Below are 26,986 nucleotides of genomic sequence, written 5' to 3'. Positions count from 1 at the left end.
CCCGGGCGCCGAAACTGTCGAAGTCGGCGGAGGACATCATCGACGCCTGGCTGTGGGCGCCCGGCAACGAGTGCGCCCAGCTCGCGCACCGGTGGCTCGTCGCCGCCGGCGTTGGCCCCGACCCGACCCTGCCGGATTACCGCTGGTGGGAGGACATCCGCAAGGCGGACTGGAGTACGCGGGTGCAGGCCGCGCACGCCCTCGGGATCGCCCGCCGCGAGGTGCAGGCCCGAGCCACCTACCGGTCCTGGACCGAGAGCGACAGGGCGTGGCTGGATCGCCTCGTCCAAGAGGCCGGCTACACCCCGAGCGAGTGGGAGCAGGCACGCCTGGCCGCCATCGACCCGCCGGACGGCGAGCCCGCCGGCCAGGTCGACGAGGCCACCCCGGAGCGGGTGTCGCTGTCCTTCGACGCCGAGGACGCGTGCTGCTGGCTGCTGCACTACGACCTGCGGGTCGACGAGCCGGCCGCGTACGCGGAACACCTGACCGAGCCCGACGACGTCGACGCAGCCCAGGCGTGGGCCACCGAGGTGCTCGCCGAGCGGCACCGCATCGAGGTCACCGGCTGGTCCGACGGGCAACTGCTGCCTGGTCGACCGGCATACCTCGCGGTGCACGCCGGGGACCCGACCGCCACGGCGGCCGGGACCGGGCCGGTGACGGAGTGGCGGCTGGTGCACGACCCGGTCGACGAACTGTGGCTGCTGCTGGCCGACGACAAGCCCCACGCCGACCACGACACCCTGACGGCCGTCGACGTCGATCAGGCGTGCACGTGGGCCACGGGCGTCCTCGCCGACGCCGGCGTGGTCGGCCACGGGTGGACCGCCCGTGCCGACGGCAACGCGACGCTCGAGTACGTTGCCGACCTGACCGGGGAGTGCTGAGGTGGCCGATCACGGCTTCGGCTGGGAGCAGCTCCGCGAGGTACCGATGCTCGCCGACGGGGACACGCAGTGACCTCCCCGCGGCGGGTCCGAGTGCTCGGCGACCTGTACCACGGGCGGATCCCGGCCGGAGCGGTCTACGTCGGCCGCGCCGCGCCCGGCCTGCCGGCCAGCCGATACGCCAACCCGCACCGCGTCGGCTCCTGCCGCCGCTGCGGCCGAGAGCACGACCAGGCCGACGCGGTGACCGCGTACGCCGACGACCTCGACCGGCAACCGGACCTCGTGGCCGCCGCGCGAGGGGACCTCGCCGACGTCGACGTCGCGTGCTGGTGCCGCGAGAACGTGCTCCTCTGCCACGGCGAGGTGCTGCTGCGGGTCGCCGCCGGCGCCGCGCCCCGTACCGCACTGGAAGCCGTACTCGGCGGAACCCCCGCCGCCATCCCACTGTTCGCGCGGTCGGGGTCGTGCTGGAACACGACCCCGACCACTACCTCCGGAACCCGAAACCGCTGACCAGCAACCCCGAGAGACCCGAAAGGCAGACCCATCATGACCGACCTCCGTACCTACACCGATCCCGACGTGTACCTGCGCGGCGTCACCGAGGGCTGGGCCGACCCACAGACCGACCCCACCCGCATCGACTGGCCCGCCCGACAGGCCGCCGCCGCGATCCCCTTCAAGGTCGTCCACGGCCGGCCGCTCAACCCGGTCGAGCGCACCGGTATCCGCTACGGCCGCAACCAGCTCGGCCACTGGGGCGAGCAGCAGTGCGCCGACGCTCTCGTGGAGATCACCGACGCGGACGGACACCGGTGGATCGTGATGATCAAGCGTGGCGACGGGCACGGCTGGGCGCTGCCCGGCGGCCACGTCGAGCCCGGCGAGACGCCCGTCACCGCCGCGTTCCGCGAGTTGGCCGAAGAGACCGGCATCCGCTTCGACAAGGGGCTGGAGCCCTACGAGCAGCAGGATCCGCGCTACGTGCCCGACCCCCGCGCCTCCGACGAGGCATGGATGGTCACCCACCTCGTGCGCTTCGACATGTGGGACGGCTGGAAGACGCTGCCCAAGATCCCCGGAGCCGGCGACGACGCCGTCGACGTCGCATGGATCCGCGCCGACAGCTACGCCGACCTGGCCCGGCACCTGGCCACCAACCACCAGGGCATCGTCTTCCCCGCCCACCAGCAGATGCTCGCCGACATCCTCGGCGAACCGACGTGGCCGACGCTGAGGATGGTGGCCACCATCGACGGCATCGCCCTGAGCGACATCGGCGAGGACGGCGACATCGTCGCCGTGGGCCACCACGACCCGCGACGGATGCTCACCGCGCTGCGCCGCTACGCCCGAGAGTCGTGGGGCGAGGCCCTGACCCCGGCCGACCCAGCCAAGCCGTACGCACAGATCCACCACGAGTGGGTCGTCAACACCGGCGACACCGTCGACGGCCCCGAGCAGGAGTGGTGCCTGGAGTCGGCGCCGGCCGACGGGACGGGCGCGTTCCCGGTGACCCGCTGGTACGAGAGCTGACCGACCGGGGGCGGATTCCGTGGAATCCGCCCCCGGCCCGTCGTCTTCTCGTCATGCCTCCATAACTGATCTTATCGAGGCATGAAATGTCAGGCCCTCGGCCTACTCTGCGAGCGGTATCAGCAGTCTGGAAGGACCAGCACGGACATGCGAGCGGACGACTTCTTCAAGGACGTCGACACCAGGGTCTGGGGCGTCGACACGACCAAGCGGATGTTCGACGCGCAGCTCGTCGTCGCACTGCGCCGGGGCCCGGTGACTGGGCACGACGATGTCGGCGCAGCCGCTGGCTTGGCGTGGCTGGTCCACGACGACCTGGAACGGTGCGGAACCGGGGGAACGACTGAGCTGACCGAGCAAGAGATGCGGGACTGCCTGCTCGCGTTGCGCGCGATCGTCGGCCGGCTCGGCATCACCGGCTTCGACCCTCCGTTCCGCGACTTCACCACTTTCCGAAACCACTGGGTCCGCAACGGCTGCTCCGGATCGTGGCAGGCCCGCCGCGACCTGCTCGACGAGCTGCTGGATCCCCTGCACGCCCGCCTCACCGACATGGAGACCCGCGTCTTCGCCTCAACCCTCGCCGAGCCGATCAGTCCCCGATCGGCGACCGGGTGGTTTCGCGTCGACGCCGAGCTGGCCGAGCTACGGCGGCATTTCCAGATCGCCAGCTCCGAGCAGGACTATCGCAACGTCGGCAACGACTGCGTCATCGTCACCGAAGCCCTCAGCGCCCAGGTGTACGACGCGAAGCTGCACCTGCGCGACGGCGAAGACGAGCCGCCTGTCGCCAAAACCAAGATCCGCATCGAGCGGTACATCGAGCACACCGTGCCCGGCCCAGAGAACGCCGAGCTGCGCAAGCTCGCCCGCGCCGCCGTCGAGTTCGCTCAGCGCGTCAAGCACAGCCCCACCGCCACGCGTCGGGACGCCGGAATCGCCGCCGACACGGTCATCTTGCTAGCGAACATCCTCCGGCGACTCGAATGACCGCAGTGACCAACCCAGAGAAAGAGGACTCATGACCACTGAGGCCAACGCCAACCCCTTCGACATCGGCCCGGCCGACACCCCGGAGCAGCGCGCCGCGTACCTGGAGGAGAAGTTCGACAAGCACCGCACCGACGACGGTGTGCCGGTGCTCGGTGAGGAGGAACTGCTCGTCGTCGCCGAGCTGCTCGACCGGCTCAACGAGCTGACCAACCCCGACGGCATCACCCGCGATCCGTGGGGCCGACTCGCCCGGATCGCGGCGGTACGCATCTACGACCGGCTCGGCATCTGATCACCCACCGACAAGGGGAGACGTCCATGAACGACACCCATCCCGCCGCGAGCGCGGACGACGCCCTGCTCGGGCAGGCGATCGAGGCACTGACCTCGCTGGCCCGCCAGACCCGGGTCCGTGGCCGGGGCACCCCGGCCGAGGCGAGCGAGCCAGTCGACTTCGCCGACCTCGCCGCCCAGGTGCTGACCTCGGTCGCGGCGAACCTCGGCGGCGTCGAGACGCTGCTCGCCGGCCGGCCCGGCTCGTGGGAGGCCGACCTCGTGCGCCGCCTCATTGAGGGCACCGCCGGAGAGGACCAGATCCTGGCTTGGCGCACCGAGCCGTACCGGCTCCACCTCAGCGTGGACGACGTGTTCGCTGGCTTCAGGATCGACGAGCTGTACGACGCCGACCTGGAAGCGGCCGTCGAGGCCACCTACGCCGACGGCCTCAGCGACGAGCAGGCCGACGCCGCCACGGCGCGCGAGACGGCGATCGAGGCGCTGTACCAGCAGGACCGCGACGCCTACGCCACGGCGTACGTCGACGTCGCGCGGGACTGGCTCGCCAAGCGCGGACTCACCACCGGCGTCGAGCTGGTCCGCACCGACTACGGCCACCCCGGCTACAACCCGAGCCGCCAGCCGGACTGGAACGTTCTGAACGACGCGCTCGACGAGCACGCCCGCCAGAACACGACGCTGCCGCAGACCGGCGCCCTGCCGGACTTCTCCAACGGCACGCCGGCCGACGCGATTCGCGCGGCCGGCCGCACCTACGCCGAGCGCGTCGACCAAGCCGCCGCCGGCGAGGCGAGCGCGTGACCGCCCAGCAGGCTGCCGCAGGGCTGCGGGTGCGCTGCCTCGTACCAGACCTCGACGACGAATTCCTCACCCTGCTGGGGCAGGTGGAGGAGATCCTGATGGCCATTGACCCGAACGAGCTGCACCCCACGCCCGCGCCGCTGGCCGGAGACGAGGCCCTGTACGCGATGCGCCGGGTCTGGGAAGCCGTACACATCAGCCAGGGGAAATACGCCACCAGCGCCGGCCACGGCCGGCTGCTGGCCCCGGATGGACGGCTGGACCTGCTCCCACTGCGGGTGGTCGACCTGCCCGCCGATGACCTGAAGGCGCTCGCCGCCGCCGGCATCGAACTGCAGCGGCTCTACGACCGCGGTGACGACCAGGTCGTCGACGTCGTGCACGAGTTCGCAGTGGGAGGGCCGAGCGGGCCGCCCAGCGCGTTTCGCGAGCACGAGCGGGACACCGCGGGCGCGCTGACGAGGGTCTGCGGCCTGCTCACCGCTGCCACCGACCCGCACGACGACCCGGCCGTCGAGGCCGACGCGGTGCTGCTGATCGGCCGCCTGGCCGGCGCTGCCGGCATCGACGGGACCCTCAGCCGCGACGAGTACGAGGCGTACCGGCGGGTGGCCGTTGCGGGCACCAAGGCCCTGGGCGGCGACGCCATTGACCTGATCAAGTTCGGTTTCTTCATCTGACCAGCGCCGACAGCGGGGCGGGTCGGGACCACCCGTAATGGTCCCGGCCCGCCACACCCCCGATCATCTCCGAGCTCACAGGAGGACGCAGCCCATGCCCACCACCAGACCGGCCCTCGCCGGCGAGAGCACCGGCCGGGCACCCCGAACGCGCAAGACCAAGCGCGTCGACCCGGAGCACGCCGCGCTGATCACCATCGTGGAGACCGTGCTCGCCGAGTGGACCGGGCCCGGCCCGATCCGCCCGCACGGCGTGGCCCACCATGACCCGGGCACCGGCCTGCTGACGTGGCACCTGCGCGGCCTGCCCGCCCAGCTCGACCACATCCACACCGCCCTGCGGGCGGTCGAGCCGGCCGAGGTCCGCCTCGCCCACACCCTGACCGCGATCGCCGCGCTCGACCCGTCCCGGCACGGCCACACCGGCCCGGACACCCCGGAGATCACCGCCGCCTATGTGCGGCGCAACGCCCTGATCTGGACCGCCCTCGCGCTCGCCCACGAGGCCGGCGTCCCGGCCGGCGTCGGCCACGACCCGAGCGACCCCCACCCGGTCGTGGTCTACATCGAGCTGCCCACCGGCCAGGCCGCGTGGCACCTGCCCGCCCACCCGACCGGCTGGGACGGCCACAGCACCGCCGCCAAGTACGCGCGGGTGGCCGCGTTCGCCGCCACCATCGACTAAGGGAGCCGACATGACGTTGACCTGGGACAACGCTAAGAGCCTCGCCGAGCTGGGGGAGCTGACCGCACGCTGGCTGACTGGCGACCTGGACGAGACGCCCACCCACGGCGGTCCGCCCGATGAGGAGACCGGCCCGCTGGTCCCGCTGCTGGCCGCGGTCAACCGCGCCGGGTTCGTGACCGACTTCTCTCAGCCCGGGGAGATCGACAGCGGCTGGCAGCAGCGGGCCTCGGTCTGCGGCTACTGCGACGACGCCACCCTCGACCGGCTCATCACCGCCTTCACTCCCACCGACCTGGTGCTGCTGCATGAACGCACCGACAGCGGCATCCGCCTGCCGGTCACCCTCAACCTCGGCACCGCCCACACATGGGTTGGCGGCTCACCCGGGGTCGACTACTGGGACGACCAGTGCAGCCCGGCCACCGTACGTCTGCTGGCCGGCTGCTGGTACGTCACCCTCGTCGACCCGATCTGGGGCCGCGACGACCACCTGTGGCCGACCCTCGCCGCCGCCCTGAACCTGCCTGCCCCGGTCGCGGCCGGCCAATGATCCGGGTCCGCATCGTCGCTGACGACGTCGACCAGTACGTGCCGCTCGACGGCGCCCAGGCGGTGCCGACCGACGACGGCGCCCGCCACGCCGGCCGGCACCCGGCGTTTCTGCGCGCCGACCAACGCGATCGGGGGATCACGCGATGACAGTCCTGTCCGGCGAGGTGCTGTCCGCCCTCCCGGCCCCCCACGGTGGGACCCCCACCGTGGGGGGCACCGCCGTGGGTGGCCTGGAGGCGCTGCTGCGGGAATGGCTGGTCTCCTACGCCTCGCCGCACACCCGGGCCGCCTACCAGGGCGACCTGCGGCACTGGCTCGGGTTCCTGGCCGCCTCCGGCGTCGACCCGCTCACCGAGGCCCGCCGGGTGCACACCCACGCCTGGCTACGCGCCCAGGAGGCCGCCGGCGGCGCGTCGGCGGCGACCCGAGCCCGCCGCCTCGCCGCCGTGTCGGCGTTCTACTCCTGGTTGATCGCTGAGGACCGCACCGACCGGGCCAACCCCGCCGCCATCAACCCCAAGCAGAAGCCGAAGACCGACCCGACCCGGCCCAGCACTCCCGGGCTGTCGCGCGCCCAGGCCGAGGCGCTGCTCGCCGCCGCCGACGCCGACACCGGCCCCCAGGCCGCCCGCACCGCGGCGATCGTCGCCCTGCTGCTCTACGGCGGGCTGCGCGTGGGAGAGCTCGTCGGCGCCGACGTCGAGCAGCTCGGCCACAACCGCAACCACCGCGTCCTGCGCTTCATCGCCAAAGGCGGCGGCCAGCACCTGGTCGCGCTGCCGGCCCCGGTCACCCGCCGCCTGGACGCCTACCTCGCCGCCCGGCCCGACCTGACCGAGGCCCGGGTGCCGATACCGGTCGGCAGGCCGGGGCACGACCCCGCCGGCCCCTGGTCGCCACGGCCAGCGGCGCCCGGATCGACCGGGGCGCGGTGTGGCGGCTGCTGCGCCGCCTGGCCACCACCGCCGGGATCCCGGTGAAGATGAGCCCGCACGTGCTGCGCCACACCTGCGCCACCCTCGCCCGTGACGCCGGCGCCCGCCTGGAGGACGTCCAGGAGCAACTCGGCCACGCCGACGCCAGGACCACCCGCCGCTACGACCACGGCGGTCAGCGCCTCGACCGGGCGCCGGCCTACACCCTCGCCGCTTACCTCACCGCCGCCGGCGACGAGTATTCCGAGGAAACACCGTCCTCTGAGCCGACGTGAGCCACACCGCAGAGGACGGCTAGATCCGACGCCGGGTCGGCTCCATCGACACGACGCGCCGCGCCACGCCTACAGCTCACCGAGGATGCGGGTGCGCTGGTGGGCGTACTCGTCGTCGCTGATCTGCCCGTGCTGTAGCAGGACGGCCAGTTGCTGGAGCCGATCGGTGATCGCGGCCGTTGCGGGGGCTGTCGGGATGGCAGGTGGATGTGTTGCAGGATTGTCGGGATTGGTCCCGACATCCTCGATCGGGCCTGGTGGGAGGGCGGGGGTGTCCATGGCTCCGGCGATGCGCCAGAAACTTTCGTCGAGGGCGGTGGTGCCGCCGCCGGCGGCGGCGGTGAGCTGGTCCAAGGTGTCGGTTACGCAGCCAAGCACGGTGGTCAGGTTGGTGGCTTGGGTGGTGGTGGGCAGGAGCCGGCCGGCGAGGATGTCCATGACCTCGGTGGCAGCAATGTGCGTGCGGGCGGCTAGCTCGGTGGGGGACACGCCGGCGAGTTCGGCGTAGGCGCAGAGGTAACGGGCCAGCGCTCGTCGGGCAGGCGGGGCCTGGGAGTTGATGGCGGCGACCAGGTGCCCGAAGCGGATTCGGCGGCGGGTGTCGGGAGGCGTGGGCAGGTCGATGACCGGCCTGGCGCGCAGGCTTGGTGCCGCGATGAGCTCGAGTATCACGCACTGGCGCGCGTACTCCTCCTGAACCGTTGCGACCTGCGCCGCGGTCGTTCGGACGTTGAGCAGTGCCTCCCGAGCCTGATGGAACAGCCGCTCCATCTCGTCGGCGCGGCGAGACTCGCGCAGCCTGCTGTTTTCCGACTGGCGCAGGTTCTTTAGGTACTGCTCAGTGTCCTCACGCATCCGCACCTGCAGGTGAGCGATCCTGCGTTGCAGTCCGGGGATCGTTGGTGAGCTGTCTGGTACCTCGCGCAGCTCCGGCTGGCCCTCGGGTCGGCTGACCGGGCCGGTGTAGCCCTCGGGTAGCCGACCCCTGGCGCATTGGTACCAACCAGCAGCCAGGGCCCGGATACCCGTGGTCTCGCTCTCGTCCGTGGGTAGGCAAGCAATGATCAGCTCGACCATGTCCCAAGTGGGACCGTTGGTGTACCGGCTCAGTTGTTCGGACAGCTTCTTCCGGTTCAGGCCGGGGAAGTCCAGCCCGCGCGTCTTCGCGATGCGCAGGATCTGGGCCTGCCCGCCCTCGCCCAAGTAATTGTCGATCAATCTGCGTACGTAGAGGGTGTAGTCGGCGGCCTCGGGGGTCGTGCACCGCTCGCGGATGGTGGCCTCGTCCACGGATGGGCGGGTGGTGCGCCCTGATGGGCGCCGGGCGGTACTCATGCTGTTCGTCCTTGAGGCACGAGAGGTGACCCGACAACGGTCGTTGTTGTCGGGAGTCTGCCGGGTCCTCTTTCCCGACATTAAGGACGCCGGGGAGAGTGTTCCGTGCCGATCAGTGCTGACTGCCTGGTCGGTCAGGGCGCTCCGCGCGGCTCGGTTGGCCGCCTGATCAGCGCGGAGCGCCCGCCCTTCTATACATGATGCGACACGGCGGTGACAGATTGTTTTATCGAGCCGGACTCCGACGGACAACAGCGGTCATTACCGCACTCCTGGTCCGCCCTTACATCTCCGGTGCCGGCAAGAAAGACCGCCCAGCTCAACCCCGGCGGCACCAGCCTCGGCACCGTCGTCCACCGCGCTGGACCAGGCGTCCGCGCCCGAGCCCGTCTAGCTAGAGCGGTCCACGAGCTGGGACGTCGGAGGGTGATCCGGTCGGCGGCGACAGGGTGGACGGCCACGCCATCAGCCCGGCGGCCTTCGCCTGTCGGGGACCTGGCGGGACGCGTGCAACGGTTGTCGGGATCGCCCCCGACACGTTCATGGTGGTGACGGCGTGATCCGGATCCGGCTCGTCGCCGTCGACGTCGACGCGGCCGCCGTCGCCCAGGCGCTCACCGTCATCCGCACCAGCCGCCCCGTGCGCCGGCGCTCGAGAGACGGCGTCTCGCTGTACCTCGACACCGAGCTGCCCGTCAGGACCACCGGATGCGCCAACCCATAAGAGGTGCCAACCCGACGAGCCGGCAGGGGGCAAGGCCGCCTTGACCCCCTGCCGGCTTCCCGCCGGGGCGGCCGATTATCTGCAGATCCGGCAGGTCGCAAGCCTTCGGAATCCAGATCCCCGGGTCGGGGCGGGTCGGGGCGGGTCGGGTCGGGAAAACGCCGCATCGGCACGCCTGCTTGCAGGCCCGCCCGCCCCCGTGCATGTGTGGGCCGCACCACCAAACGCGAACCTGATACCCAGCCAGGCAGCGCGCCACAGCGCGACCCGGCAGCCAGCCGGACACCCCAGCTCGCGACCTGGCAGCCAGCCGGATACCGCGCCCGCCAGCACCATGCACATCCCCGTGAGGGAGAACCGTTGCTTGCCGCCGCGCACGATCTGTGGTCACGGCGAGCACCAACGCGATCCGGCAGCCGGCCGGATCCCGCGCTTCGCGACCCAGCCGCCAGCTGGATACCGCGACCAGCCCACCTCGCCGCCACGGCGGCGACTGGCCAATCCGTCCAATCACCTGACTACGGGATTCAGATCCTCGGACGGGACGGGCAACAGATGCCCGCCCGCCCCGTCCGAGGCCTGACCCACGTCCGCCCGCCGATCACCGACGAAACAGCGACCGATCACCAACAAAACAGCAACACGACGCTCATCGGCATCACTGATCGACCCGGTGATGGTGATGCTGATCCGATCGACGTCACCACGGCACAGGTGTGTCCGCGCACCGACGATCACCAGCGGGAACAGCACTCGCGGCGGTTCGAGAAGGGTGCCGGGTAGGGTCGGGGCCGGCGACTGATGGTGGTCCGCCAAAGCCGGGGCAGCACGATGGAGGCGGCGTGGCGCCACCGAGGAATCCGCTACGACTGGCCGACGGCCGTGTGCTCTACGGCCGGTGGCCGCAGAGCATGCCCACGACCGGCGAGGGGCCGTACATCGCCGCTCTCGCCCGACAGGTCAAAGGCGTCCCCGAGGTGGTCCTGCCCGTGGGGAGAGCGGACGTGGCCACTGCCGCGACCGTGTTCGAGGTCGAGCCAGCCAGGCAATGGCGCACAGCCATTCGTCAGGTCTTGGGCTACGCGGGGCAAACGGGGCTGGCCCCGGCGATCGCGCTGTTCGGCCCGGAGGACTACCTGCACATCTACCTGTTCGTGCGCGACCGGCTTCCAGGCCTCGGCCTGTGGGTCTACCGCGGCCGGTGGGAGCAGGTCACCAGTAGGAAGTCTGCGAGGTTGAAGCACCACCCGAGCTACGTCATCGTGCCCTGACCCCAGGGCTTGCGTGTCGAACGCGTAGCCGCTCCGGGCCGGGGTGGCGAGTGCCCACGGTGTCGGCCCGGCCGGGAGGGCGGGGCCGAATCTCTGACGGCCACAACGGGTTCACCCCGCGCTGAGCCCTCTTCTCACGCTGACGAGTTTCGACACTTGCCGTACCGCAACGACCTGCGGTTTTAGGCGACAGCTGAACATTGACGCCACGCCCAGGCGCGCGTTGGTGCCCGTACGGATCACCGACTGATCCGCACGGTCACCGCTCGGATCACCGGGGTCAGGGCTGACCTGACCCCGGGCCGGATCGTTGAGCAGGCATGACAGATCAGAACCACCTGGTGGACAACCCGGCGCGGTACTACGAGGTGCTGGGACGGGTCATGTCCGCCCTACGCGAGACCCACGCGCTCAACGGCGCCGCCCACCTCGACTGGTGGCCCGGCAACGGTGGGCGCACGTGGGAGATCGAGTGGCAGGGCGGACCATTCCCGGCCGAAGCCGCCGCAAGACTCCTGGGCGCACCGGACACCCGCGCCTACGACGGCGAGGCCGCGCACGCGGTAAGCGGCCTGATCGCCCCGGGCCGAGGTGACTCCACGCGCGCCTACCTGGTCGTGCTCGACGTGCCGGTGACCCTGCGCGCCCTCGACCCCATCGGCACCCACCAGGCCCTGGCGACCCTCACGCTCTGACCGGCAGCGCGGTCCCATTCCAGGGAATCACGCCCCGGGATCCGCCGGTTCGCACGTGCGAACCACAAAACGCGCGCGCGGGCCACGCTGGCGGTGTGGCCCGCCCCGCCGGCGTGGCGCATCCTCACCTTCACCCCGGAAACCTCACCACCGCGGCGTTGGGCGGCGGGCGGGTCAGCGGACCGCAGAGGGCGTGGTGGCGAGGCTGCATAGCTCGCAGGAGTCACCGCGGCGCAACGCGTCCACGTCGGCCTGGGTGGCCAGACGGGCGTCTGAGTGCGTCGCGGTGTCGACCGACGGCCCGGTCATCGGCCCGTGGTCGAAGTCGTGCCAGACGAGCCGGCAGTCGAGCTCGGTGTCGCCGTAGGCCAGCGGGTGGCCGCAGCGGGTCGCGTAGAGCACCCAGCCGCCAATGTAGCCGTGAGGGTTCGCAGGATCGGTCACCTGGGCATCGTGGCAGCGCCAGCACCATCTCCACCGGCGGCGTGCTGGGTGGGCGTGAACGTTCGCACGCCAAAAACGCGCGTGAGGACCAGGGCCAGGGGCCCTTCCCGGCGGTGCTGCCGCCCGGACCGGTTGGTTCCCGGCGCCGCTGCGTGTACGGGTTCCGAAACTTCGGGGCCGAGATTTCCGGTGCGGGCAGGGTTTCGAGAGTTTCGAGAGCCGCCTTACGCGCGGGCGGGCGAGACCGGGGCCCATGAGTGAGCACCAGCCCGAGAGTGCCGCCCACCCTGAAGTAGGCCGCGGAAACACCGCACCTGGCGAGGCTGCCTCACTCCAGGTGCGCGCGTCGCCGGTACCACAGGCCGGCCAGGAACACCGCCAGCACACCGAACACGGCCGAGCCGACCCCGCCGGTCAAGCGCACCGCTCCCGACCCGATCCAGGAGGCCAGCAGCGCCACCGTGGCCAGCACCGCGCAGAGCACGGCGGCCGCCATCAGCCCGCGATCCGACGGTGCCGCCGCCCGGTCGGGCTGTCGTGGCACCAGCAGCGAATGCTCGTCGAGCGGATCCACGTCGACCTGGTAGCCGGCCTGCTGCAGGACAGCCCGGTAGCGGGTCATCGCCTCCGGCACCCCGGCGGTGCCGCAGTAGGCGACGCTGAACGGTTCCGGCCCGTCCAGACTGCTGTTGGCGCCCTCGACCGCGAAGCCGTCCAGGTGCCGCTCGTCGAAGTCCCGCAGACCGGCCCGGCGCAGCACGCGCCGCAGCGCCTCCGCGTCCCGGTCCCGCGACGACCCCAACGGCCGCCCGCCCCGGCCGTAGCCGTACCGAGGCCGCTCCTCATTCGCGGCCGTCACCGCCCACCGCCGCTGGGAGCGCTGCCGATCTGGTCATCAAGGACGATGGCCGGAATGGCGACGCCAGGGTCACCCGTGTCGTACTGCGTGAGGACGTCGCGGATCTCGGTGTACAGCCTCCTGGCGATGGCCCGAGACTCAAACGAGTGGTGGTTGCGCGCGTACGGGATGCCGGCGACGTCGGCCAGCGCTTCAATGACCATGACCAGCTGAGGTCCGGACAGCCGCACCTCCACCACCGCATCCTGCCGATCCGGCACCTTCACTGGGTCGGGAGACCTCCAGTGATCACGGCCGGAGGCGTGACGCTCGACGAACTGCCAGGTGTCGTCGTGGCACAGCATCACCGCGACGGAGAGCCCCGCGGCGGTCTCCATCAGCGCGGCGTGGTTGACCCACCACTTGAGTTCGAAGTTCCTGACGGCACGGCGCTTTCGCAGCGAGTCCAGAAGTCCCATGGGCATGCATGATGCCCGATGCGCTACGTGCGGTGGTAGACACTGCGCGTCGCGGATCCGGTGGTCTCGCTGCCCGCCGGTCGGCCTGTCAGCGGTTGCCGTTTGCTTCGGACCCGAACGGCAACTCCGGTCCCGCTCACAGCGCAGGTCAGGCCGCCTGTGACAGATTCCGGTCGACAGGCGACTGGCACTGGCTGTGTCACCGTGCTGGTGGCTTCCGGTCATCGCCGTCCGGGTGAGGTCGGTCGGTCGCCCGCCTGACCGACCTCCCGTCCGTGCCACCGTCGGTGGTCGCGCAGTCCAGGGTGGCGTGCCTCCGATCGCTGAGCAGTCGAGTGATCAGGGCGGTCGTCACTGCGCGGATTGCCCCGTGCAGCAGATCACGCAGGAGCAGGTCGGGGTCGAGCAGGTCCATCGTCGTCCACTTCCGGTCGCTGTCGCGGCGCTCGCCGGCGGCCGCAAGAACGCGATCCGCACTTCAAGGAGAGATCGCCAACGACCGAACGGATAGAGCTACGGACTGGTCCGGATCGATGCGGTTGAACTGCCTAAACTGTCGGACAGTGCATGGCCGTCGGACACCCTCGGACGGCGTCGGACACCATCGGACCGGTTCGGATGAAGTGGAGAGGGCTCTACCGTGAGTGAAGCGCCCGGAATCGAAGCGCCGAACCCAGCCTCCGTCATGACGGTAGCCGACCTGGCCCGGGAATTGCGAGTGCTGCGGATCTATTGCGGCAGACCATCGGTTCGGGACATCGCCGAGCGTGCTGACCAACACGCGTTCAAGTCGCTGCCGCGATCCACCGCCCACGACGTGCTCAGCGGCAAGCGTGGCTTACCGCGGATGTCTGCGCTGATGGCGCTCCTGCGGGCCCTCGGTGAAGAGAACATCGGGCCGTGGCAGGACGCATGGCGCCGCGCCGAACTACACAAACAGGGACTGTTTGACCGCCCAGGCGCCTCGGTAAGTCACTCCGCTGCACGGAAACCAGCGCTGGCGGGTAGCACCCGGATCAGGGTGGTCAACGTGCAGCGGGGTGCCGCTCTAATCGAAGCTCTACCCGTCGAAGACGTGGTCGGACAGCTAGTCGACATGCCCGCATCGGACGCCGCTCGCCGGCTCGACGGGGTGACCGCCGTCCGAGCTGTCGAAGTGCTGACCGAGATGGACGACAAGGTCGCCGGCGACATCCTCGGCGAGATGCAACGGACCACCGCAACCTCGGCGCTAACCACCATGCCGCCGCCGGCCGCCGCCGAGCTGCTGCTGAGGATCAAGCACGATCACCGCACCGGAATCCTCTCGCAGCTGCCCGCCGACGCCGCACCAGTGATCTTCGCCGAGATGTCGGACTGGATCACTGTGCTCTCACAGAGCGGAGTAGCACCCGACAAGGCCGTCCAATTCCTGGCGAACATGCCGATCGAAGACGCGGTTGCCTTCTTCAGCAGAGAAGCGGCGACCGCCCCGAGATGGCTCGCCGTCGCGCCCCCTACGTTGGCAGGGCGAGTGGTGACTGCGGTCAAACCCGAACAGGCAGCAGCCTGGCTCAACAACATTCCGGGCACGGCCTTCGCCGCGATCGTGGACGACCGACACCCCGCCACGATTCGGCCGATCCTGCCGCACCTGCGGCAGGCCGCCGTCCGAGTGCATCAAGCCCTGGGCGAAGAACGGCTCGCCCGGCTGCTGGAGGGTGTTTCACCAGAAGAAGCGCAAGGCTGGCTGGGGCACCTACGGGGGCGGTTGAGTTCTGAAGCGTTCATCCAGATCCGGCGAGCAGTGCACAAGCGTCCCTGACTGCACTGCCCGGTATCTCGTCTCAGTGGATAAGCATCCTTATCCGCTGAGTGGCGGTAGCATCTCAGCGGATAACGTGGTTTAGCCCTGGCTGAAAGTCCGGCCGGAACTCAATGGATAAGAAGGACGGTGGAGACCCTGGCCCGGACCGCGACCGCAAAGGTCATCGCGCTGCGCCCCGCGGATCCGACCGCAGCCGTCGACGGGGCCCTCGCGGCGCTGAACCGCCACCTCGACCGGTGCGCCCTGGCCGCCAACACCACCAAGGCGTACCGGGCCCGCACCCGCGCGTACGCCGCCTGGCTCGGCGAGCACGCCGGCGAGCATCCGGACGCCTTCGTCGACCAGGTCGGCGCCGAAGCCGCCGTCACCGCCTGGCGGCGGCACCTCATCGCTACCAAGGCCAGCCCGTCCACCGTGAACCAGGCCCTAGCCGCCGTCGACCTGCTCTACGAGATCGGCACCGGACTCCGGCTGAAGGTCAAGCGGGCCCGCGTGCCCCGACCCGGCGAACCCGACGCCCTCACCCCCAAGGAACAAGGTGCCGTCGAGCGGACCGCCGACCGCCGCGGCGTCCGCGACGCCGCCATCGTCGCCGTGCTGCTCTACACCGGCGCCCGAGCGGAGGAGTGCGCCCGCCTCGACGTGGACGACCTCGCCCTCACCGCCCGCACCGGCACCATCCGCCTGCACGGCAAGGGCGACGAAGTCCGCCAGGTGCCGGTCCCCGCACCGGCACGCGAACGGCTCAGCGCCTGGCTCCGCCACCGCGGCACCGAGGCGGGACCCCTGTGGACCGGGCAACGCGGCCGGCTCACCACCTCCGGCATCACCCAGGTGGTGCTCACCGTCGGCGACGCCGCCGGTCTGCCCGGCCTGCGCCCGCACCGCCTGCGCCACACCTATGCAACCCGGCTACGCCAAGGCGGCGCAGACTCCGCGCACGTCCAGGCGCTGCTCGGGCACGCCTCCCTGGAAACCACTGCCCGGTACTTTCGGGCCGGCACCGCAGAACAAGCCGCCGTCATCGAACGCATCTTCGACTGAGACTCATCGCCTGAAGGGAAAGGAGGGCGGGGTGCCAGACGGCGCTTCCGCCCCTGCTGTCTGGGTAGTGCGGCGCGGGGTGCCCGTACCGTCCGAGGGGTGACGTCGACTGAGACGGCTCACGCCGACGTTGCGGGTAGGCAGTGGGCGAGCCTCACGCACGTGCGGCTCGCCGAGGGCGGACTACTGGAGCTCGGCTGCGATCGCCTGCTTGAGATCTTCGTGATGAGGGCCGAAGGCGTGCTCTGGTGAATTTCGAGCGCTTGGGTCGTATCGCCATACCGGTCCGTCCCTCCAAGGCGGTGGCTCCCACGAATATCGCGGGTGGATATGTGCGTGCAGGTGGTGCCAGGAGTTGCCGAGAACCTCGTAGTTGAGCCGGCGGAAGGCAAGATCCCGACGGCTGATCACCTTGAAGGTGGCCTCGCCCAAGATGCTCATATCCGTCAAAAACTCGCTCCGCTCCCGTGCGGCTAGGTCGGTGAGGTGGTCCGCCTGGCCGGCGTAGATCAGAAGCACGTAGCCGGGAAGGTGCTGGGTGTCTCCCATGACAGCCCACCCAGTCCGCATTCGGCTTATCACCGTAGGGTTCTCGCCACGTTCAGCCGCACCGATGCGGTCGTTACGCCAGTCGAACGGAGTTGAGGTATTCACGGCACCCACGGTAGTCGATCTCGACCGTTAGACTGCCGGCATGGTCGACATCGGTGACATCGTCAAGTTGGCGGATATCGCCGACGGGCAGTGGGGACAGGTAACCGTCGAGCAAGCCGGGCGGGTGGGGGTCCCTGAGGCTACGTTGGTTGAACTCGAAGCTCTCCACCTGATAGAGCCGGTGATCGACGAGGTGGTTCGGCTACGTGCTGGAGGACGCCATTCGATGCCACGGCTTTATGCCGCTTGGCTTCGATTGGCCCCTGAAACGCTGGCGTGGGAAAGGTCTCTGCCGCACAGTGGAGTCGTTTCACACCGCTCTGCCGTTCGACTTTACCGGCTGGGGGATCTGCCCGGTGAGCACCCTCAGTTTACGGTCAGCCCCGGTGTCGTGGCGCCGGATGCCCGCACACGCAGAGCCGATTTGGGTCCAGGATCGTGGCAATGGGTAGACGGGCTTCCGGTTACTACGCCATCGCGGACGGTGCTCGACCTAGTCGATGAGCCGCTGGACATCACCGAGGTGCAGTCGCTGATCCGTGGGTTTGTTCAAAATGGATGGGCGACGGTCGAGGATCTCACCGCAGACTTCAGTTCGGCCGAACGTAGGAAATGGGCGCCGCTGCTGGACGTGCTCCAGGCTGAGGAAGTGCATTCATGACGATCGACGTTGGCAGCACCGAGGCGTTCCGAGATGCCTTCCCCACCTGGCGAGACCTTCGGGCTCATGTGGCAGCCGTGGCTCGCTATCCGGAGTTCAACGAGGACCGAGCACTGCACCAGATTCTGATGGCGGACATCCTGACGCGCCTATCGACCCAGGGGGAGTGGTTGTTGCTTGGCTCATTGAGCCTGCCAACACGGGTACCCCTGAACTTGCCGGTGCCGGATGACCTCAGAGTTAGAAACGTACCCGACATCGATCAGGCCTATGTACTGGCAAGAACAGCCTTCGATCTCGATCTTTATGCTGCTGATGTCGCCTCCGGACTGGGCTCCGCCAGCACCGGCGCAGAGTATGGCGCTGGCGTCCGCGCAGCTCTCGGTGCAGTCACCGCTCCTGCCGGGCACCCGGCGGCGGAGTCCGGCCGCGGTCTACAGGGCTTAGTGGCGTATCTTCCCGGCGATCTCCGGCAATACGATAATGGCCAGGTCATGGGCACGATCACTGCTCAGCCAATAGATCCCCGCTACAGCACTGGAAGTCTGCACCCAGTCGATGATCCGATCACTATCGAAATCGACATCAAGCCGCCCAGTAAGATTTTCTTTGCAGGAGAGCCTGAGGCATCTACGAGGCCGGTCGCCGCGCTTACCTTGCCGGGCCTTCTGCCCGTGCAACCGCGCCTATACCCGGTAGCTAGCCAGCTGGGCGACAAGCTTAGCCTGCTCACTGGGCCGCCGCTCAGTTTGCGCAACGCTCCGACCAGCCCTTGGCACCGATACAAGGACCTTGTCGACTCGTACTTTCTTATCCGCACGACGCCGATGGTCGCCTCGGAAGTCAGTCGATCATTGAAGACGAACTGGAACCTGCGTCGTATGGATCCGCCCGTCCTGCCGCGCCCCTACAGGTTGTACGGGCAAGCCCCGGTGTTGGTTGGGGAGCCGGAGGTTCCTTGGCGTGAGGGCTGCGCCAACCTGGTCAAAAGCAACCCACAATTGGCCCGGTATCCCGGCTTCGAAGTGATGGTTGCCGAGGTAGGTCGCTTTGTGGACTCGGTCCCGAATGATGCGGGGGCTGTTTGGAACCCTGAACGAGGATGGCAATCCTCTAAAGGCATGGGTGCTGCGGCCCTCGCCTTTCCCCAGTCGACGCGGGAAGGGCTGCGCGCGCCGACGGCCGCCAGGCCCGAAAGAACCGAACGCACTTCGTCGCCACAGCAACCCGATCTTGGTTCGGAATCTCACTCGCGTTGACGGCTCCCGAAGCGTCGTGTCCCGGTTTAACCTCGCCGCTGTTGATCGGCCAGCACCCGCAGCCAACTCAACTTGCTGCTGTCGGGCTGTGGAGAATGAAACGATGCCTGTGGGGAACGCTGACCTGCTCGGGCTTTGCACTTGGTGACACGTGAGCCGCGTAGCGTTCACCGATGACCTAGCGCCCCGGCGGCGGCACGCTGCCGGGTGACCCCACCCCTCAGGGCCGTAGGCGTCGCTGATGTCCGCCGAGGAGGGGGGTGGGAAGCTTGCTTCCCACCCCTCCTCTTCGTTCGTTCTGGGCGAGTGTTCCGCCCAATTGAGCGAGGCATGAGCATGACGTACGACACGCCGGTAGGGCTAAGAAGTATGCAATGCCGTACGGCGGTCTACTTCTTCGTCGAGAGCTGGTAGACCTCGGGTTGGTTATTTCTCGCGGGGGTGCTGTCGTCGTCAGACGGGAGTGCAGCCGCTGGCTGGCGGTGCTCACAATTGATCAACGCGTCGGCATCTAGTCCTGGCAGCGCTGGCTGCCTGTCGTCTAGCACAGACAGACAGGACATCAGCACTAGCAATGGCTGCTCTGGTGCTTCCCGCCCCCAGTCCGCATCTGGAACATAGGGCTTGATGTGGGCCACGCATCGCTGAGCTGTACCGGATTGGTTGCCTACGCCCATCCTTGTCGGGCGGTCTTCGCTGCAGACGTCGACATCGCTGAGAGCGTCGAAGTGGTCGTCATAGACCAGCAGGGCGCCGGCACCGATGTGGTTGTTTAGATCGGGGAAGGATGCCGGTGGGGTCTCCACCAGCCACTTCACCCACCCGGTCAAGGCGCTGTATCCAACCCCGTTCGTGGCAGGTGAGGGCAACAGTGGCTCGACGGATCTGAGCCGTCGGTGCCAATGTATGGGGGCAGGCAGGACGCCGAACTTGGCAGATGGCAGCGGCGCAGAGTGGACATCGTTGTCCAGCTCCCTCATGAGCGCGCGCAGCGTCGTCGCGAAGAGCGCCGTCTTGCCGCTACCCACGGGTCCGGCCACCACGAGGTAGCGGGCCTTCGACCGCGCGGACGCGATGGGCAGCATGTCGGTCGGAACGGCGCGAGACCGAGCAGCAGCGCGCGTTTCCTCGGCCTGCAGTTTCGCTTCCGCCGTCAGCCGTGCGGCCTCTGCTCGGGCCTCGGCGAGCACATGCTTGGCCTGGTCCAGCGCGGCGTCGACGTACGCGTTCACCCCAGCCGTCACCTCTTCTGCCTGCCGCTGTGCGGCGGCAGCCACGGCGAGCTGTTCCGTCGCCTCGCGTCGAGCGGCGTCGGCGGCGGCTCGCACGTCTACTAGCTGCTCCAGGGCGTTCCTCAGGACACAGTGCATCTCCTCCCACACCTCCGGGACGGTTACGCCGGGCAGCGCCGTCGAATCCGGACCAATCATGTCGGCCAAGTCCAGGCGGCTGGATACATCCCAGCCGGGGCCGCGAAGCATGCTGTCCAGGTTGTTCAGGTCGGCCCCGCCAGCCGGCATGGCCGTGTCGGCGAGCAGCTGACGCAGCCGCTGCTCGATCTCCGCGTCGGTGACACCATCGATGATCTCGTCGACCAGGTCGAAGGCCTCGCCGAGCGCCTGGCCGATCTGCTCGGGATCTTCCATCGGGTCCGGCATGGCGTCGTTGATGGTCATCGTCCCTCCTTCCGGGCCGGGTTGTGATGGGGCAGAGGTGCACGCTCAGCAGCCCATTCGCGCTGGCGCGCCTCCATGAGTCGTGCCCGAGCCTCTTTCAGGCTCTGGCGGATCGCATCCGGTGAGCGGCCGAGCAGCGTGGCGATCTCGGTCGGGGTGAAGCCGTCGACGATGTAGGCCATCACGTCGCGCTGCCCTGGGGACAGCGAGTTCAGCATTTGCAGAACCCACTCGCGGTCTTCCCAGACGGTCATGCCGGGGTCCTCACGGCTCTCGGCAGTGCCGGCCCGCTTCTCAACCTGCCGCCGGCGTATCCGATCGAGGTTTCGAGTCTTCTCCTTCAGGAAATTGCTGATCGCCGCCCGGCGGGCGAAGGCGACGTGGTCGTCGATGGCGTCCCAGCGCGGCAGCATCTCCTTGATCGTCGTCGCGATCGCCTCATCTGCCTCGTGCAGGTCGGCACCGGCGTACATGACGGTCTGTAGCAGCTTGCGGTACCCGGCGCGGAAGAAGGCCGAGGCTTCCTCCCTAACCTTGATGCGGCGTGTGACCCGCGGTGTGGGCTTGGTCTGCGCCAGACCCTTGTCGCTATCCACCCGGGCCTACCTCCGATCGTCGTTCAAGGACAAGCAGCAACCGTACGAACCTTCCCTCGCGGTATTGGTCCCGGAGCACCGGCCAGCGTGAGGGCGTCGGTTCAAGATTTTTTGACGGCCTGTTTTCGGGCCCGTGACGGGCCAGGTCAACGCTGGGCCCGCAGGACCAGCGCGACGACGATGACCGCCATCCCGGAGGCCACGATGGTGATCGTCACCGACCCGGTGACCAGGTACACCCCGCCAACCCCCGCGAGTACCGCGTTGATCAGGGTGACGAGCCGCCCAGCGCTCAAGCCTCCGCCAGGCCGGCGCGATGGCGGCGTGAGGTGGCGAACGGAGGTGTCCATGGTGTTTTGCCCTTCGACGTGCGCGGCGCTCGCAGGCGCCCTGTCGAAGTAGTGGTCCACCAACACACCCCAACGTGAGGGCCAGATTTGCTCCTCGTCAACGATTCCGAGGAATCACACGTCGGCGGCGTCGGGGAGTTGGGCGAGAACTTCCGGTGGGGCCAGCTCGACCGGCAACGGTCGGGGCTCGGTGTGCTTGCCCGGCCCACATCGACTGAACGGTCCGTACTCAGCGGCCAGCGCGGCGAGGTGGGGGTCGAGGTGGTCGCGCCACCAGATGCTCATGCCGGTCTGCGGGTCGCTGACCCGCAGCGTCTCCCAGGCCCGCCAGAGCGCGTACAGGCGGGAGATCGCCTCGGGGTGCGCCCACCACCGCGGGCACCAGTTGATCCCATTGGTCGGTCCGGAGGCGAGGCGACGCTCGACGACGTGGGCGAGGTAGTCGCCGACGAACGCCTCCACGTTGCGGAAGACCGGCTCCGCGCCGGCCGGCTCGGCCGCCGAGGGCTCGGGGGTCGGCGGGGTTGCGGCCGGGTCGCCGGCGAGCTGGCCGAGTAGCGCGCTGAGGTCGGCGACGGCGTCGGCGGCCGGCCCGGCGGTGGGCGTGGTCATGAGGCTGGCTCCGGTGGGACGTCGGGGGCGAGGGTCCAGTCGGTGCGGCCGGTGGGGTCCCAGTGCGCGATCGACGCGCGGATCGCCGCCGCGTAGGGCCCGTCCTGCCAGGGGGCGGTGCGGGCGAGCGCGGGCGGGGCGCCGGAGGCGTAGACGACCATCCGGCCGCGGGGCAGGGCGTGTAGGTCGGAGACGTCGAGGATGCGTTGGCGGCGGGTGGCGTGCGAGACCGACCGCTGGCCCCACCCGGATCCGCTGCTGCTGGTCGACCGGGTGGCGACGTCGTGCTCGCCGATCAGCTTCGACAGCTCTTCCAGCCAGTCCGGGTCAGCGACGCCGCCGCCGTAGGTGCGGACGTTCGCCGCAGACCAGAGCTTGCGCATGCCCTCGCGTCCCCACACGTCGACGCCCTGTGGGTAGGACTGCAGGATGGTGATGATCGGCAGGCCATGGGAGCCGTAGTACGAGTAGAGGTTGGGCAGTTGCCGCAGGCGGCAGATGTTCGCGGCCTCGTCGAGGATGCTCAACAGCGGGGGGTCCAGGCGGCGACCGGCTGAGGCGCGGGCGCGCAGCTCGCCAGCGCGCAGGACGGCGTCGGTGAGGGCGGCGACCAGCGGGGCGGGGGAGCCGGGGCCACCCTGGGAGAGCAGGTACAGCACGTCGGTGCTCACCACGAACGTGGCCGGGTTGAACTCGAGGACCCCGCCTCGGGTCGGTGGGGTGACCCAGGCGGTGACGGCGGGCTCGGTGAGGCACATGAGCATCTTCTGGGCGCCGGCGTAGATGCCGCCGCGGGTCTTGTCGGGCATGTTGACCACGCCGGAGACCGCGTCGGCGGGCAGCGCGAAGCCGTGCTCGCGCAGCAGCATCGCCGGTTCGTCGTCGCGGGGGCTGACCGCCCACCGGTACGCGGCGAGGATGTCCCGGCCGGAGCAGGCGGCGGCCAGCAGCAGGTTCGCCACCAGTTCCTCGCTGGAGGGGTCGAAGAAGGCGTCGCGGCTGACGCCGGGCTCGCGTTCGGCGGCGGCGAAGTGCTCGCCGAGGCGGCGGGCGTCGGTGATGGTGGCCACCGCCCGCAGCGGGTTGAACCACATGCCCTGCTCGGCGCCGAGGATGTGCTGCGGGTCGAACGCCCACACCGTGCCACGGGCGGCACGCAGGTCGCGGGTGGCGTCGACGATGTCGCCCTTGACGCTGGTGACCAGCGTGGGCCCGGGGGCGGCAGCGATCGCGGGGATGGCCCGGCTGGTCGTCTTGCCGGTGCGCGGGCCCCAGATGTCGACGGCCATGTCCTCCCAGGACTGGCGCAGCGGCATCCCGCCGGCGACGGTGTAGGCGATCAGCACGCCGAGCTGGTCGGGGTCGGGCCGGTCGACGTCGGCGAGGCTGGGCCGCAGCCGCCGGCCGCTGTCGGCGACGCCCTTCGGGCTGAGGTGGGCGAGATCGGCGCGGCTGGCCATCCGCCGGGCAGCCCCGTCCACGCGGGTGCGTCGCCGGCGAGCCCACCGCCAGGCCACGACTCCCACCGTGACGAGCAGCGCCAGGACGCCGACCTCGATGGCCACGACGAGCGTGCACGCGGTGGTCCAGGAGATCTCGCCGCGCACCACAGCGGCGGCCACCCGGATCGGACCGCCACCGGTATAGCCGGGCGGGTGGGTGAGCGCCACCGGCAGCCACACCCCGCTGGCGGCGACCAGGGCCAGGGCGGCGATGCCGCCGACGAGTAGGCCGGCGTCGTCGTGGCCACCGCGCGGCCCGGCAGGGCGGCTCACGCCATCGTCCAGCGGAAGTCGGTGTTGCCCAGGCGCATCTCCGTCTCGGTGGGTTCCAGGTGCACCGGGATACCTGGCCTGGATCCCACCTTGATCAGGAAGTTTCCCCGGCCGACAGTCCCGCTGCCCTCGGCGGCCGTCCAGGACGGCGGCGCCGACCAGGACAGCACCTCACGGCGTTCGGCCTGCGACAGCGGCCGGACCCGGGAGACGGAGTCCAGCTCCTGCTCCGAGCAGGGCCCGATCATCAGCACGGCGCTTCTCTCGGCGAAGCCGCGGGCCTTGGCCCGGTCGTGGGCGGTGGGCAGCGCCTCCAGGTCGGCCAGGGAGTGGGTGATGAAGGCGGTGCCGGTGCCCTTCTGCCGGTTGAGGCGGGTGAGGCCGTCGGCGCGGTCGACCAGGCCGTGCCCGACGCGCAGCGCCCGCCACAGCTCGTCGAGCACGGTGAAGAACGTCCGGGCGGGGGCGAGGCCGAGGTCGGCCATCAGGTGCGCGGCCTCGACCTGGGCGAAGCCGTAGGACCAGGTCGACAGCAGCGTCGCGGCGGTGCGCAGTTCGTCGGTGTCGTCGATGCTGGAGATGTCCACACAGACGGCGGGGGTGTCGAGGCGGATCGCGGTGGTGGTCTGGCCCTCGAAGGTGTCGCCGAGCGGGCCGTGCAGCAGCGCCAGCAGGGTGCGGTGCAACCCGTTGGTCTCTTCCCGAAACTTCGGCAGGTCGTGCTCTTCCTGCCAGAGGGTGACGGCGCGGACGTCGGCGGGGGCGTCGCGCAGGATGCGCAGGACGTCGGAGAGCACCGGCGGGGTGTCGGTCTCACGTTCGGCGAGGTAGCGCAGCGCGGCAGCGAGGACGGTGGTCTCATCCGAGCTGACGGGCCCGCGCCGGATCAGGGTGGCCAGGGCGACCAGCATGTTCAGCCGCCGGTCGGTGACCGCCGCGCGCACGACGGCGCCGGTGCGCTCGTCGACCCGGTCGAGGACCTGCCGCCAGGGGCCGGCGTCGAGGGGGTTGATCCGGTCGAGGCCGGGCCCGATGCGCAGGACCTGCCCACCGAGGGCGCGGACCAGCTCGGCGTAGTCGGGCTTGAGGTCGCCGAGGATAAGCGGGGTGACGCCCTGGGCGGTGAGGCCGAGGACCATCCGCCGCACGGCCGTGCTCTTGCCCATGCCGGGTTCGCCCTCGATCCACACCGACGGGTTGTTGATCAGGCGGGCGCGGGTGTACCAGGAGATCGGATCGAAGCACACCGCGGATCCGGTGTAGAGGTGCCGCCCGATCGGGACGCCGATCATCGGCGTCGACGCGCCGGTGCCGAAGGGGAACAGGCCGCAGACCTGAACGGTGGTGCCCCGGTACTCGATGGGCGGTTCGATGTACGACCAGGCCCCGCCGCCGGGCCCGGTGTAGCCGAGTCGGCCGGGTCGGCGGCCGGCTGGTCGACGTGGCGGGGGAGGGGCGGTATCGCGGATGCTCTTGGGCATGCCGGCGTCCTCAGAAGGGGATGGTGGCGTGGATGGGCAGGACCACGCCGGCGGGCAGGCCGGCGGCGAACCCGGCGGCCTGGCACCCGTACATCGGGCGCAGCACCAGGCGGGCCTCCCCGGCGCGGGCCCGAATGACGCCGGTGGCCTCGTCGAGCTGCTTCTCGTCAGCGACGGTGGCGGTGACCAACACGCTGAACCGAACGACCCCGGCACCGGTGGCTTCCTCTTCGGCGGCCTGTTCGGCGGCGGCCAGGTCGGTGAGGTCGCGGGCGCTGGCGCGGTGCTTCTTGCTGGCCAGGAACCTCGCGTCGCGCTTGTCGGACTCGACGAGCCGGGCTGCCTCACCGGGGGAGTACGGCCGGTAGATCATCGTGACGCGTTTGCGCAGCAGTTGCGGGTCCGGGTCGGTCAGCCGGCTGAACAACCGGGAGTACACCACCCCGCGTGGGGCCTCGACCATGCACCAGGTGCGGGAGATCCCGGAGTCGTGCCGGTAGGAGTCCCAGCTCTCCCGGGTGGCCACCGGCCCGGCCTGGGTCCAGTCCGGGGTGAGCTGCGGAGCGCGGGCGAGGTCTAGGGCGGCTGCCGGGTCGTAGGCGGCGCGCACCACCGCGGCGAGTCCCCGAGCGGACATCGGCGTGATGCCGGCGCCGGTGGCACCGGTCAGCCCGGAGTGCAGATGCGGCAGACGGGCGGCGACCTCCCGGCACACGTCCTCGGGCGACATCGAGCGCCCAGGTGGGGCGGTGTAGGTCAGCGACACCCGGGTGTCGACGGTCGCGGATCCAGCCGGGGACGACTCGACCACCTCGTTGAGGACCTGCAGGGCCAACGCCGGTGCGTCGGGCCGGGAGGTCGCGGCGACTTCGGTGGCGAGCCGGGTACCAGGGTCCGGGGTGGTCTCGATGGTGACTTGCGCCTGCACGAGCTGGGGTTCGCGCGACAGCGCGGCCAGCCACGAGGCCAGGTGCCCGACTCGGGCGTCGATGACGGCCTGGTCGACCAGGTCCATGCCCTCAGGGGCGCAGCGCAGGGTGACGGTGTAGTGCCGGCTCTGCGGGACCGCGACCACGGCCACGAGCCCGGAGCGGCCGGTCTCGACCTCGTACACCTCGGAGCGGGCCAGCACCCCGGGCAGTTGGTGGGCGGCGGCGACCCGGGAGGCGACCCCGGAGACGTAGACGTGGTGGCGCCGGGACCGGGCGAGCCACCACACCACCCGGGCGGTGATGACCTGGAATCCGGTGCGCCCGTTGACCCGGATCGCCAGGGGAGCGAGGACAAGTAGGCCGGTGATGGCGGTGATCAGCGCGGCCGGCGGTGAGACCGTCAGCATCGCTGCGGCGAGCACCATGACCAGGAACGCGGCGATGGTGCCGGCCGGCCCGAGCCCGAACAAGCCGGCGCCGCGGCCGAGCCGCCAGTTGCCGTAGGTGCGCTGCTCGCTGGTTCGCTCCCGCACTCCGGTGCTCACGAGCCCTCACCATTCGTCGCCCCGGACGCCGTCCCGCCGACCTTGCGCACCGCCGCTGGCCCGGCCTTCGCGGCCACGACGCCTGCACCGACCGCGAGCCCGACTGGTCCAGCTGCGGCGGCTCCTCGCCCCCGCAGCCCCAGCCCCAGCCCCAGCCC

General features: G+C 70.1%; 32 protein-coding genes. 19 read left to right on the top strand and 13 right to left on the bottom strand.

Annotated elements, in window-relative coordinates; all coding sequences use genetic code 11:
- The 12 genes from JNW91_RS15860 to JNW91_RS33160 form a co-directional block, all read left to right on the top strand.
- A partial coding sequence (locus tag JNW91_RS15860; protein ID WP_203176037.1) for a hypothetical protein occupies positions 1-890 on the top strand: 890 nt, incomplete at its 5' end.
- 69 nt (positions 891-959) lie between these two features.
- Positions 960-1,406 carry a DUF4326 domain-containing protein gene (locus tag JNW91_RS15855; RefSeq protein WP_203176036.1) on the top strand — a complete coding sequence of 149 codons (447 nt, stop codon included), beginning with the start codon at positions 960-962 and terminating at the stop codon, positions 1,404-1,406.
- Positions 1,407-1,442: 36 nt separating this feature from the next.
- Positions 1,443-2,429 carry an NUDIX domain-containing protein gene (locus JNW91_RS15850; protein ID WP_203176035.1) on the top strand — a complete coding sequence of 329 codons (987 nt, stop codon included), beginning with the start codon at positions 1,443-1,445 and terminating at the stop codon, positions 2,427-2,429.
- Between the two features lie 147 nt (positions 2,430-2,576).
- Entirely contained in the window at positions 2,577-3,419 is an 843-nt protein-coding gene (locus JNW91_RS15845; protein ID WP_203176034.1) for a hypothetical protein, read from the top strand.
- A 31-nt stretch (positions 3,420-3,450) separates the two neighbouring features.
- The gene (locus tag JNW91_RS15840) at positions 3,451-3,714 is read left to right on the top strand and encodes a hypothetical protein (protein WP_203176033.1); all 264 of its coding nucleotides are present in this window, start codon (positions 3,451-3,453) and stop codon (positions 3,712-3,714) included.
- Between the two features lie 26 nt (positions 3,715-3,740).
- A complete protein-coding gene (locus tag JNW91_RS15835; protein WP_203176031.1) occupies positions 3,741-4,520 on the top strand; it encodes a hypothetical protein in 780 nt (259 codons plus the stop codon).
- Positions 4,517-5,200, top strand: coding sequence for a hypothetical protein (locus tag JNW91_RS15830; RefSeq protein ID WP_203176029.1), 684 nt, complete (start codon positions 4,517-4,519; stop codon positions 5,198-5,200). Before JNW91_RS15835 ends, JNW91_RS15830 begins: the two co-directional genes overlap by 4 nt.
- A gap of 94 nt (positions 5,201-5,294) precedes the next feature.
- The gene (locus JNW91_RS15825) at positions 5,295-5,885 is read left to right on the top strand and encodes a hypothetical protein (RefSeq protein WP_203176027.1); all 591 of its coding nucleotides are present in this window, start codon (positions 5,295-5,297) and stop codon (positions 5,883-5,885) included.
- Between the two features lie 10 nt (positions 5,886-5,895).
- Positions 5,896-6,438: a DUF6919 domain-containing protein gene (locus JNW91_RS15820; protein WP_203176026.1), complete on the top strand. Its 543-nt coding sequence runs from the start codon at positions 5,896-5,898 to the stop codon at positions 6,436-6,438.
- Complete coding sequence (locus JNW91_RS15815) at positions 6,435-6,587, top strand: hypothetical protein (RefSeq protein ID WP_203176025.1); 153 nt, start codon at positions 6,435-6,437, stop codon at positions 6,585-6,587. The genes JNW91_RS15820 and JNW91_RS15815 overlap by 4 nt, the downstream gene beginning before the upstream one ends.
- Positions 6,584-7,420 carry a tyrosine-type recombinase/integrase gene (locus tag JNW91_RS15810; RefSeq protein WP_203176024.1) on the top strand — a complete coding sequence of 279 codons (837 nt, stop codon included), beginning with the start codon at positions 6,584-6,586 and terminating at the stop codon, positions 7,418-7,420. The genes JNW91_RS15815 and JNW91_RS15810 overlap by 4 nt, the downstream gene beginning before the upstream one ends.
- Positions 7,372-7,650 (top strand): tyrosine-type recombinase/integrase, encoded by a 279-nt coding sequence (locus tag JNW91_RS33160; RefSeq protein ID WP_309244381.1) that lies wholly within the window; start codon positions 7,372-7,374, stop codon positions 7,648-7,650. Before JNW91_RS15810 ends, JNW91_RS33160 begins: the two co-directional genes overlap by 49 nt.
- Positions 7,651-7,719: 69 nt before the next feature.
- Here the strand turns inward: JNW91_RS33160 and JNW91_RS15800 are convergent, their stop codons facing one another.
- Positions 7,720-8,940, bottom strand: a complete 1,221-nt coding sequence (locus tag JNW91_RS15800) for a hypothetical protein (RefSeq protein ID WP_309244380.1) — start codon at positions 8,938-8,940, stop codon at positions 7,720-7,722.
- 601 nt (positions 8,941-9,541) lie between these two features.
- Between JNW91_RS15800 and JNW91_RS15795 the strand changes: the two genes are divergently transcribed.
- Positions 9,542-9,709 carry a hypothetical protein gene (locus JNW91_RS15795; RefSeq protein WP_203176018.1) on the top strand — a complete coding sequence of 56 codons (168 nt, stop codon included), beginning with the start codon at positions 9,542-9,544 and terminating at the stop codon, positions 9,707-9,709.
- Between the two features lie 510 nt (positions 9,710-10,219).
- Here JNW91_RS15795 and JNW91_RS15790 read toward each other — a convergent pair.
- The gene (locus JNW91_RS15790) at positions 10,220-10,462 is read right to left on the bottom strand and encodes a hypothetical protein (RefSeq protein ID WP_203176016.1); all 243 of its coding nucleotides are present in this window, start codon (positions 10,460-10,462) and stop codon (positions 10,220-10,222) included.
- Positions 10,463-10,551: 89 nt separating this feature from the next.
- On the opposite strand from JNW91_RS15790, the gene JNW91_RS15785 reads away from it, so the two are divergent.
- Together JNW91_RS15785 and JNW91_RS15780 are read left to right on the top strand one after the other, a co-directional pair.
- Positions 10,552-10,980 carry a hypothetical protein gene (locus JNW91_RS15785; RefSeq protein ID WP_203176014.1) on the top strand — a complete coding sequence of 143 codons (429 nt, stop codon included), beginning with the start codon at positions 10,552-10,554 and terminating at the stop codon, positions 10,978-10,980.
- A 320-nt stretch (positions 10,981-11,300) separates the two neighbouring features.
- Positions 11,301-11,675 (top strand): hypothetical protein, encoded by a 375-nt coding sequence (locus JNW91_RS15780; protein ID WP_203176012.1) that lies wholly within the window; start codon positions 11,301-11,303, stop codon positions 11,673-11,675.
- 174 nt (positions 11,676-11,849) lie between these two features.
- Here JNW91_RS15780 and JNW91_RS15775 read toward each other — a convergent pair whose 3' ends face one another.
- From JNW91_RS15775 to JNW91_RS15765, 3 genes are all read right to left on the bottom strand, one after another.
- A complete protein-coding gene (locus tag JNW91_RS15775; protein WP_203176010.1) occupies positions 11,850-12,119 on the bottom strand; it encodes a hypothetical protein in 270 nt (89 codons plus the stop codon).
- A gap of 328 nt (positions 12,120-12,447) precedes the next feature.
- Positions 12,448-12,978, bottom strand: a complete 531-nt coding sequence (locus JNW91_RS15770; RefSeq protein ID WP_203176008.1) for a hypothetical protein — start codon at positions 12,976-12,978, stop codon at positions 12,448-12,450.
- Positions 12,975-13,436: a hypothetical protein gene (locus JNW91_RS15765; protein ID WP_203176005.1), complete on the bottom strand. Its 462-nt coding sequence runs from the start codon at positions 13,434-13,436 to the stop codon at positions 12,975-12,977. Before JNW91_RS15765 ends, JNW91_RS15770 begins: the two co-directional genes overlap by 4 nt.
- Before the next feature lie 640 nt (positions 13,437-14,076).
- On the opposite strand from JNW91_RS15765, the gene JNW91_RS32350 reads away from it, so the two are divergent.
- Together JNW91_RS32350 and JNW91_RS15755 are read left to right on the top strand one after the other, a co-directional pair.
- On the top strand, positions 14,077-15,240 hold the full coding sequence (locus JNW91_RS32350; protein ID WP_203176004.1) for a magnesium transporter MgtE N-terminal domain-containing protein: 1,164 nt from the start codon (positions 14,077-14,079) through the stop codon (positions 15,238-15,240).
- A gap of 129 nt (positions 15,241-15,369) precedes the next feature.
- Positions 15,370-16,287, top strand: a complete 918-nt coding sequence (locus tag JNW91_RS15755; protein WP_203176002.1) for a tyrosine-type recombinase/integrase — start codon at positions 15,370-15,372, stop codon at positions 16,285-16,287.
- A gap of 183 nt (positions 16,288-16,470) precedes the next feature.
- On the opposite strand, the gene JNW91_RS15750 is transcribed toward JNW91_RS15755, so the two are convergent.
- Complete coding sequence (locus JNW91_RS15750) at positions 16,471-16,836, bottom strand: HIT domain-containing protein (RefSeq protein ID WP_238425072.1); 366 nt, start codon at positions 16,834-16,836, stop codon at positions 16,471-16,473.
- 145 nt (positions 16,837-16,981) lie between these two features.
- Between JNW91_RS15750 and JNW91_RS15745 the strand changes: the two genes are divergently transcribed.
- Together JNW91_RS15745 and JNW91_RS15740 are read left to right on the top strand one after the other, a co-directional pair.
- Entirely contained in the window at positions 16,982-17,602 is a 621-nt protein-coding gene (locus JNW91_RS15745) for a hypothetical protein (protein WP_203175995.1), read from the top strand.
- Complete coding sequence (locus tag JNW91_RS15740) at positions 17,599-18,861, top strand: hypothetical protein (protein ID WP_203175992.1); 1,263 nt, start codon at positions 17,599-17,601, stop codon at positions 18,859-18,861. Before JNW91_RS15745 ends, JNW91_RS15740 begins: the two co-directional genes overlap by 4 nt.
- A 389-nt stretch (positions 18,862-19,250) precedes the next feature.
- Here the strand turns inward: JNW91_RS15740 and JNW91_RS15735 are convergent, their stop codons facing one another.
- The 7 genes from JNW91_RS15735 to JNW91_RS15705 form a co-directional block, all read right to left on the bottom strand.
- Complete coding sequence (locus JNW91_RS15735) at positions 19,251-20,537, bottom strand: hypothetical protein (protein WP_203175990.1); 1,287 nt, start codon at positions 20,535-20,537, stop codon at positions 19,251-19,253.
- Entirely contained in the window at positions 20,534-21,133 is a 600-nt protein-coding gene (locus JNW91_RS15730; protein WP_203175988.1) for an RNA polymerase sigma factor, read from the bottom strand. The genes JNW91_RS15735 and JNW91_RS15730 overlap by 4 nt, the downstream gene beginning before the upstream one ends.
- Before the next feature lie 146 nt (positions 21,134-21,279).
- The gene (locus JNW91_RS15725; RefSeq protein WP_203175986.1) at positions 21,280-21,543 is read right to left on the bottom strand and encodes a hypothetical protein; all 264 of its coding nucleotides are present in this window, start codon (positions 21,541-21,543) and stop codon (positions 21,280-21,282) included.
- 54 nt (positions 21,544-21,597) lie between these two features.
- Positions 21,598-22,095, bottom strand: coding sequence for a DUF4913 domain-containing protein (locus JNW91_RS15720; protein ID WP_203175984.1), 498 nt, complete (start codon positions 22,093-22,095; stop codon positions 21,598-21,600).
- The gene (locus tag JNW91_RS15715; RefSeq protein ID WP_203175982.1) at positions 22,092-23,870 is read right to left on the bottom strand and encodes a type IV secretory system conjugative DNA transfer family protein; all 1,779 of its coding nucleotides are present in this window, start codon (positions 23,868-23,870) and stop codon (positions 22,092-22,094) included. The genes JNW91_RS15720 and JNW91_RS15715 overlap by 4 nt, the downstream gene beginning before the upstream one ends.
- On the bottom strand, positions 23,867-25,351 hold the full coding sequence (locus JNW91_RS15710; RefSeq protein WP_203175975.1) for an ATP/GTP-binding protein: 1,485 nt from the start codon (positions 25,349-25,351) through the stop codon (positions 23,867-23,869). The genes JNW91_RS15715 and JNW91_RS15710 overlap by 4 nt, the downstream gene beginning before the upstream one ends.
- A gap of 10 nt (positions 25,352-25,361) precedes the next feature.
- Positions 25,362-26,828, bottom strand: a complete 1,467-nt coding sequence (locus tag JNW91_RS15705; protein ID WP_203175974.1) for an SCO6880 family protein — start codon at positions 26,826-26,828, stop codon at positions 25,362-25,364.
- Positions 26,829-26,986 lie beyond the last annotated feature (158 nt).

The sequence above is a fragment of the Micromonospora parastrephiae genome (assembly GCF_016802865.1).
Lineage (GTDB): Bacteria > Actinomycetota > Actinomycetes > Mycobacteriales > Micromonosporaceae > Micromonospora > Micromonospora parastrephiae.
The sequence above is the reverse complement of the archived record's forward strand: the minus strand, read 5'-3'. Positions and strand labels throughout refer to the sequence as shown.

Bases quoted from the DNA above. Each gene is read 5' to 3' on its own strand.
- JNW91_RS15850 (WP_203176035.1), top strand. From the start codon at position 1,443: ATGACCGACCTCCGTACCTACACCGATCCCGACGTGTACCTGCGCGGC.
- JNW91_RS15845 (WP_203176034.1), top strand. From the start codon at position 2,577: ATGCGAGCGGACGACTTCTTCAAGGACGTCGACACCAGGGTCTGGGGC.
- JNW91_RS15840 (WP_203176033.1), top strand. From the start codon at position 3,451: ATGACCACTGAGGCCAACGCCAACCCCTTCGACATCGGCCCGGCCGAC.
- JNW91_RS15835 (WP_203176031.1), top strand. From the start codon at position 3,741: ATGAACGACACCCATCCCGCCGCGAGCGCGGACGACGCCCTGCTCGGG.
- JNW91_RS15825 (WP_203176027.1), top strand. From the start codon at position 5,295: ATGCCCACCACCAGACCGGCCCTCGCCGGCGAGAGCACCGGCCGGGCA.
- JNW91_RS15820 (WP_203176026.1), top strand. From the start codon at position 5,896: ATGACGTTGACCTGGGACAACGCTAAGAGCCTCGCCGAGCTGGGGGAG.
- JNW91_RS15815 (WP_203176025.1), top strand. From the start codon at position 6,435: ATGATCCGGGTCCGCATCGTCGCTGACGACGTCGACCAGTACGTGCCG.
- JNW91_RS15810 (WP_203176024.1), top strand. From the start codon at position 6,584: ATGACAGTCCTGTCCGGCGAGGTGCTGTCCGCCCTCCCGGCCCCCCAC.
- JNW91_RS15780 (WP_203176012.1), top strand. From the start codon at position 11,301: ATGACAGATCAGAACCACCTGGTGGACAACCCGGCGCGGTACTACGAG.
- JNW91_RS15765 (WP_203176005.1), bottom strand. From the start codon at position 13,436: ATGGGACTTCTGGACTCGCTGCGAAAGCGCCGTGCCGTCAGGAACTTC.
- JNW91_RS15750 (WP_238425072.1), bottom strand. From the start codon at position 16,836: ATGGGAGACACCCAGCACCTTCCCGGCTACGTGCTTCTGATCTACGCC.
- JNW91_RS15745 (WP_203175995.1), top strand. From the start codon at position 16,982: ATGGTCGACATCGGTGACATCGTCAAGTTGGCGGATATCGCCGACGGG.
- JNW91_RS15740 (WP_203175992.1), top strand. From the start codon at position 17,599: ATGACGATCGACGTTGGCAGCACCGAGGCGTTCCGAGATGCCTTCCCC.
- JNW91_RS15735 (WP_203175990.1), bottom strand. From the start codon at position 20,537: ATGACCATCAACGACGCCATGCCGGACCCGATGGAAGATCCCGAGCAG.
- JNW91_RS15720 (WP_203175984.1), bottom strand. From the start codon at position 22,095: ATGACCACGCCCACCGCCGGGCCGGCCGCCGACGCCGTCGCCGACCTC.
- JNW91_RS15710 (WP_203175975.1), bottom strand. From the start codon at position 25,351: ATGCCCAAGAGCATCCGCGATACCGCCCCTCCCCCGCCACGTCGACCA.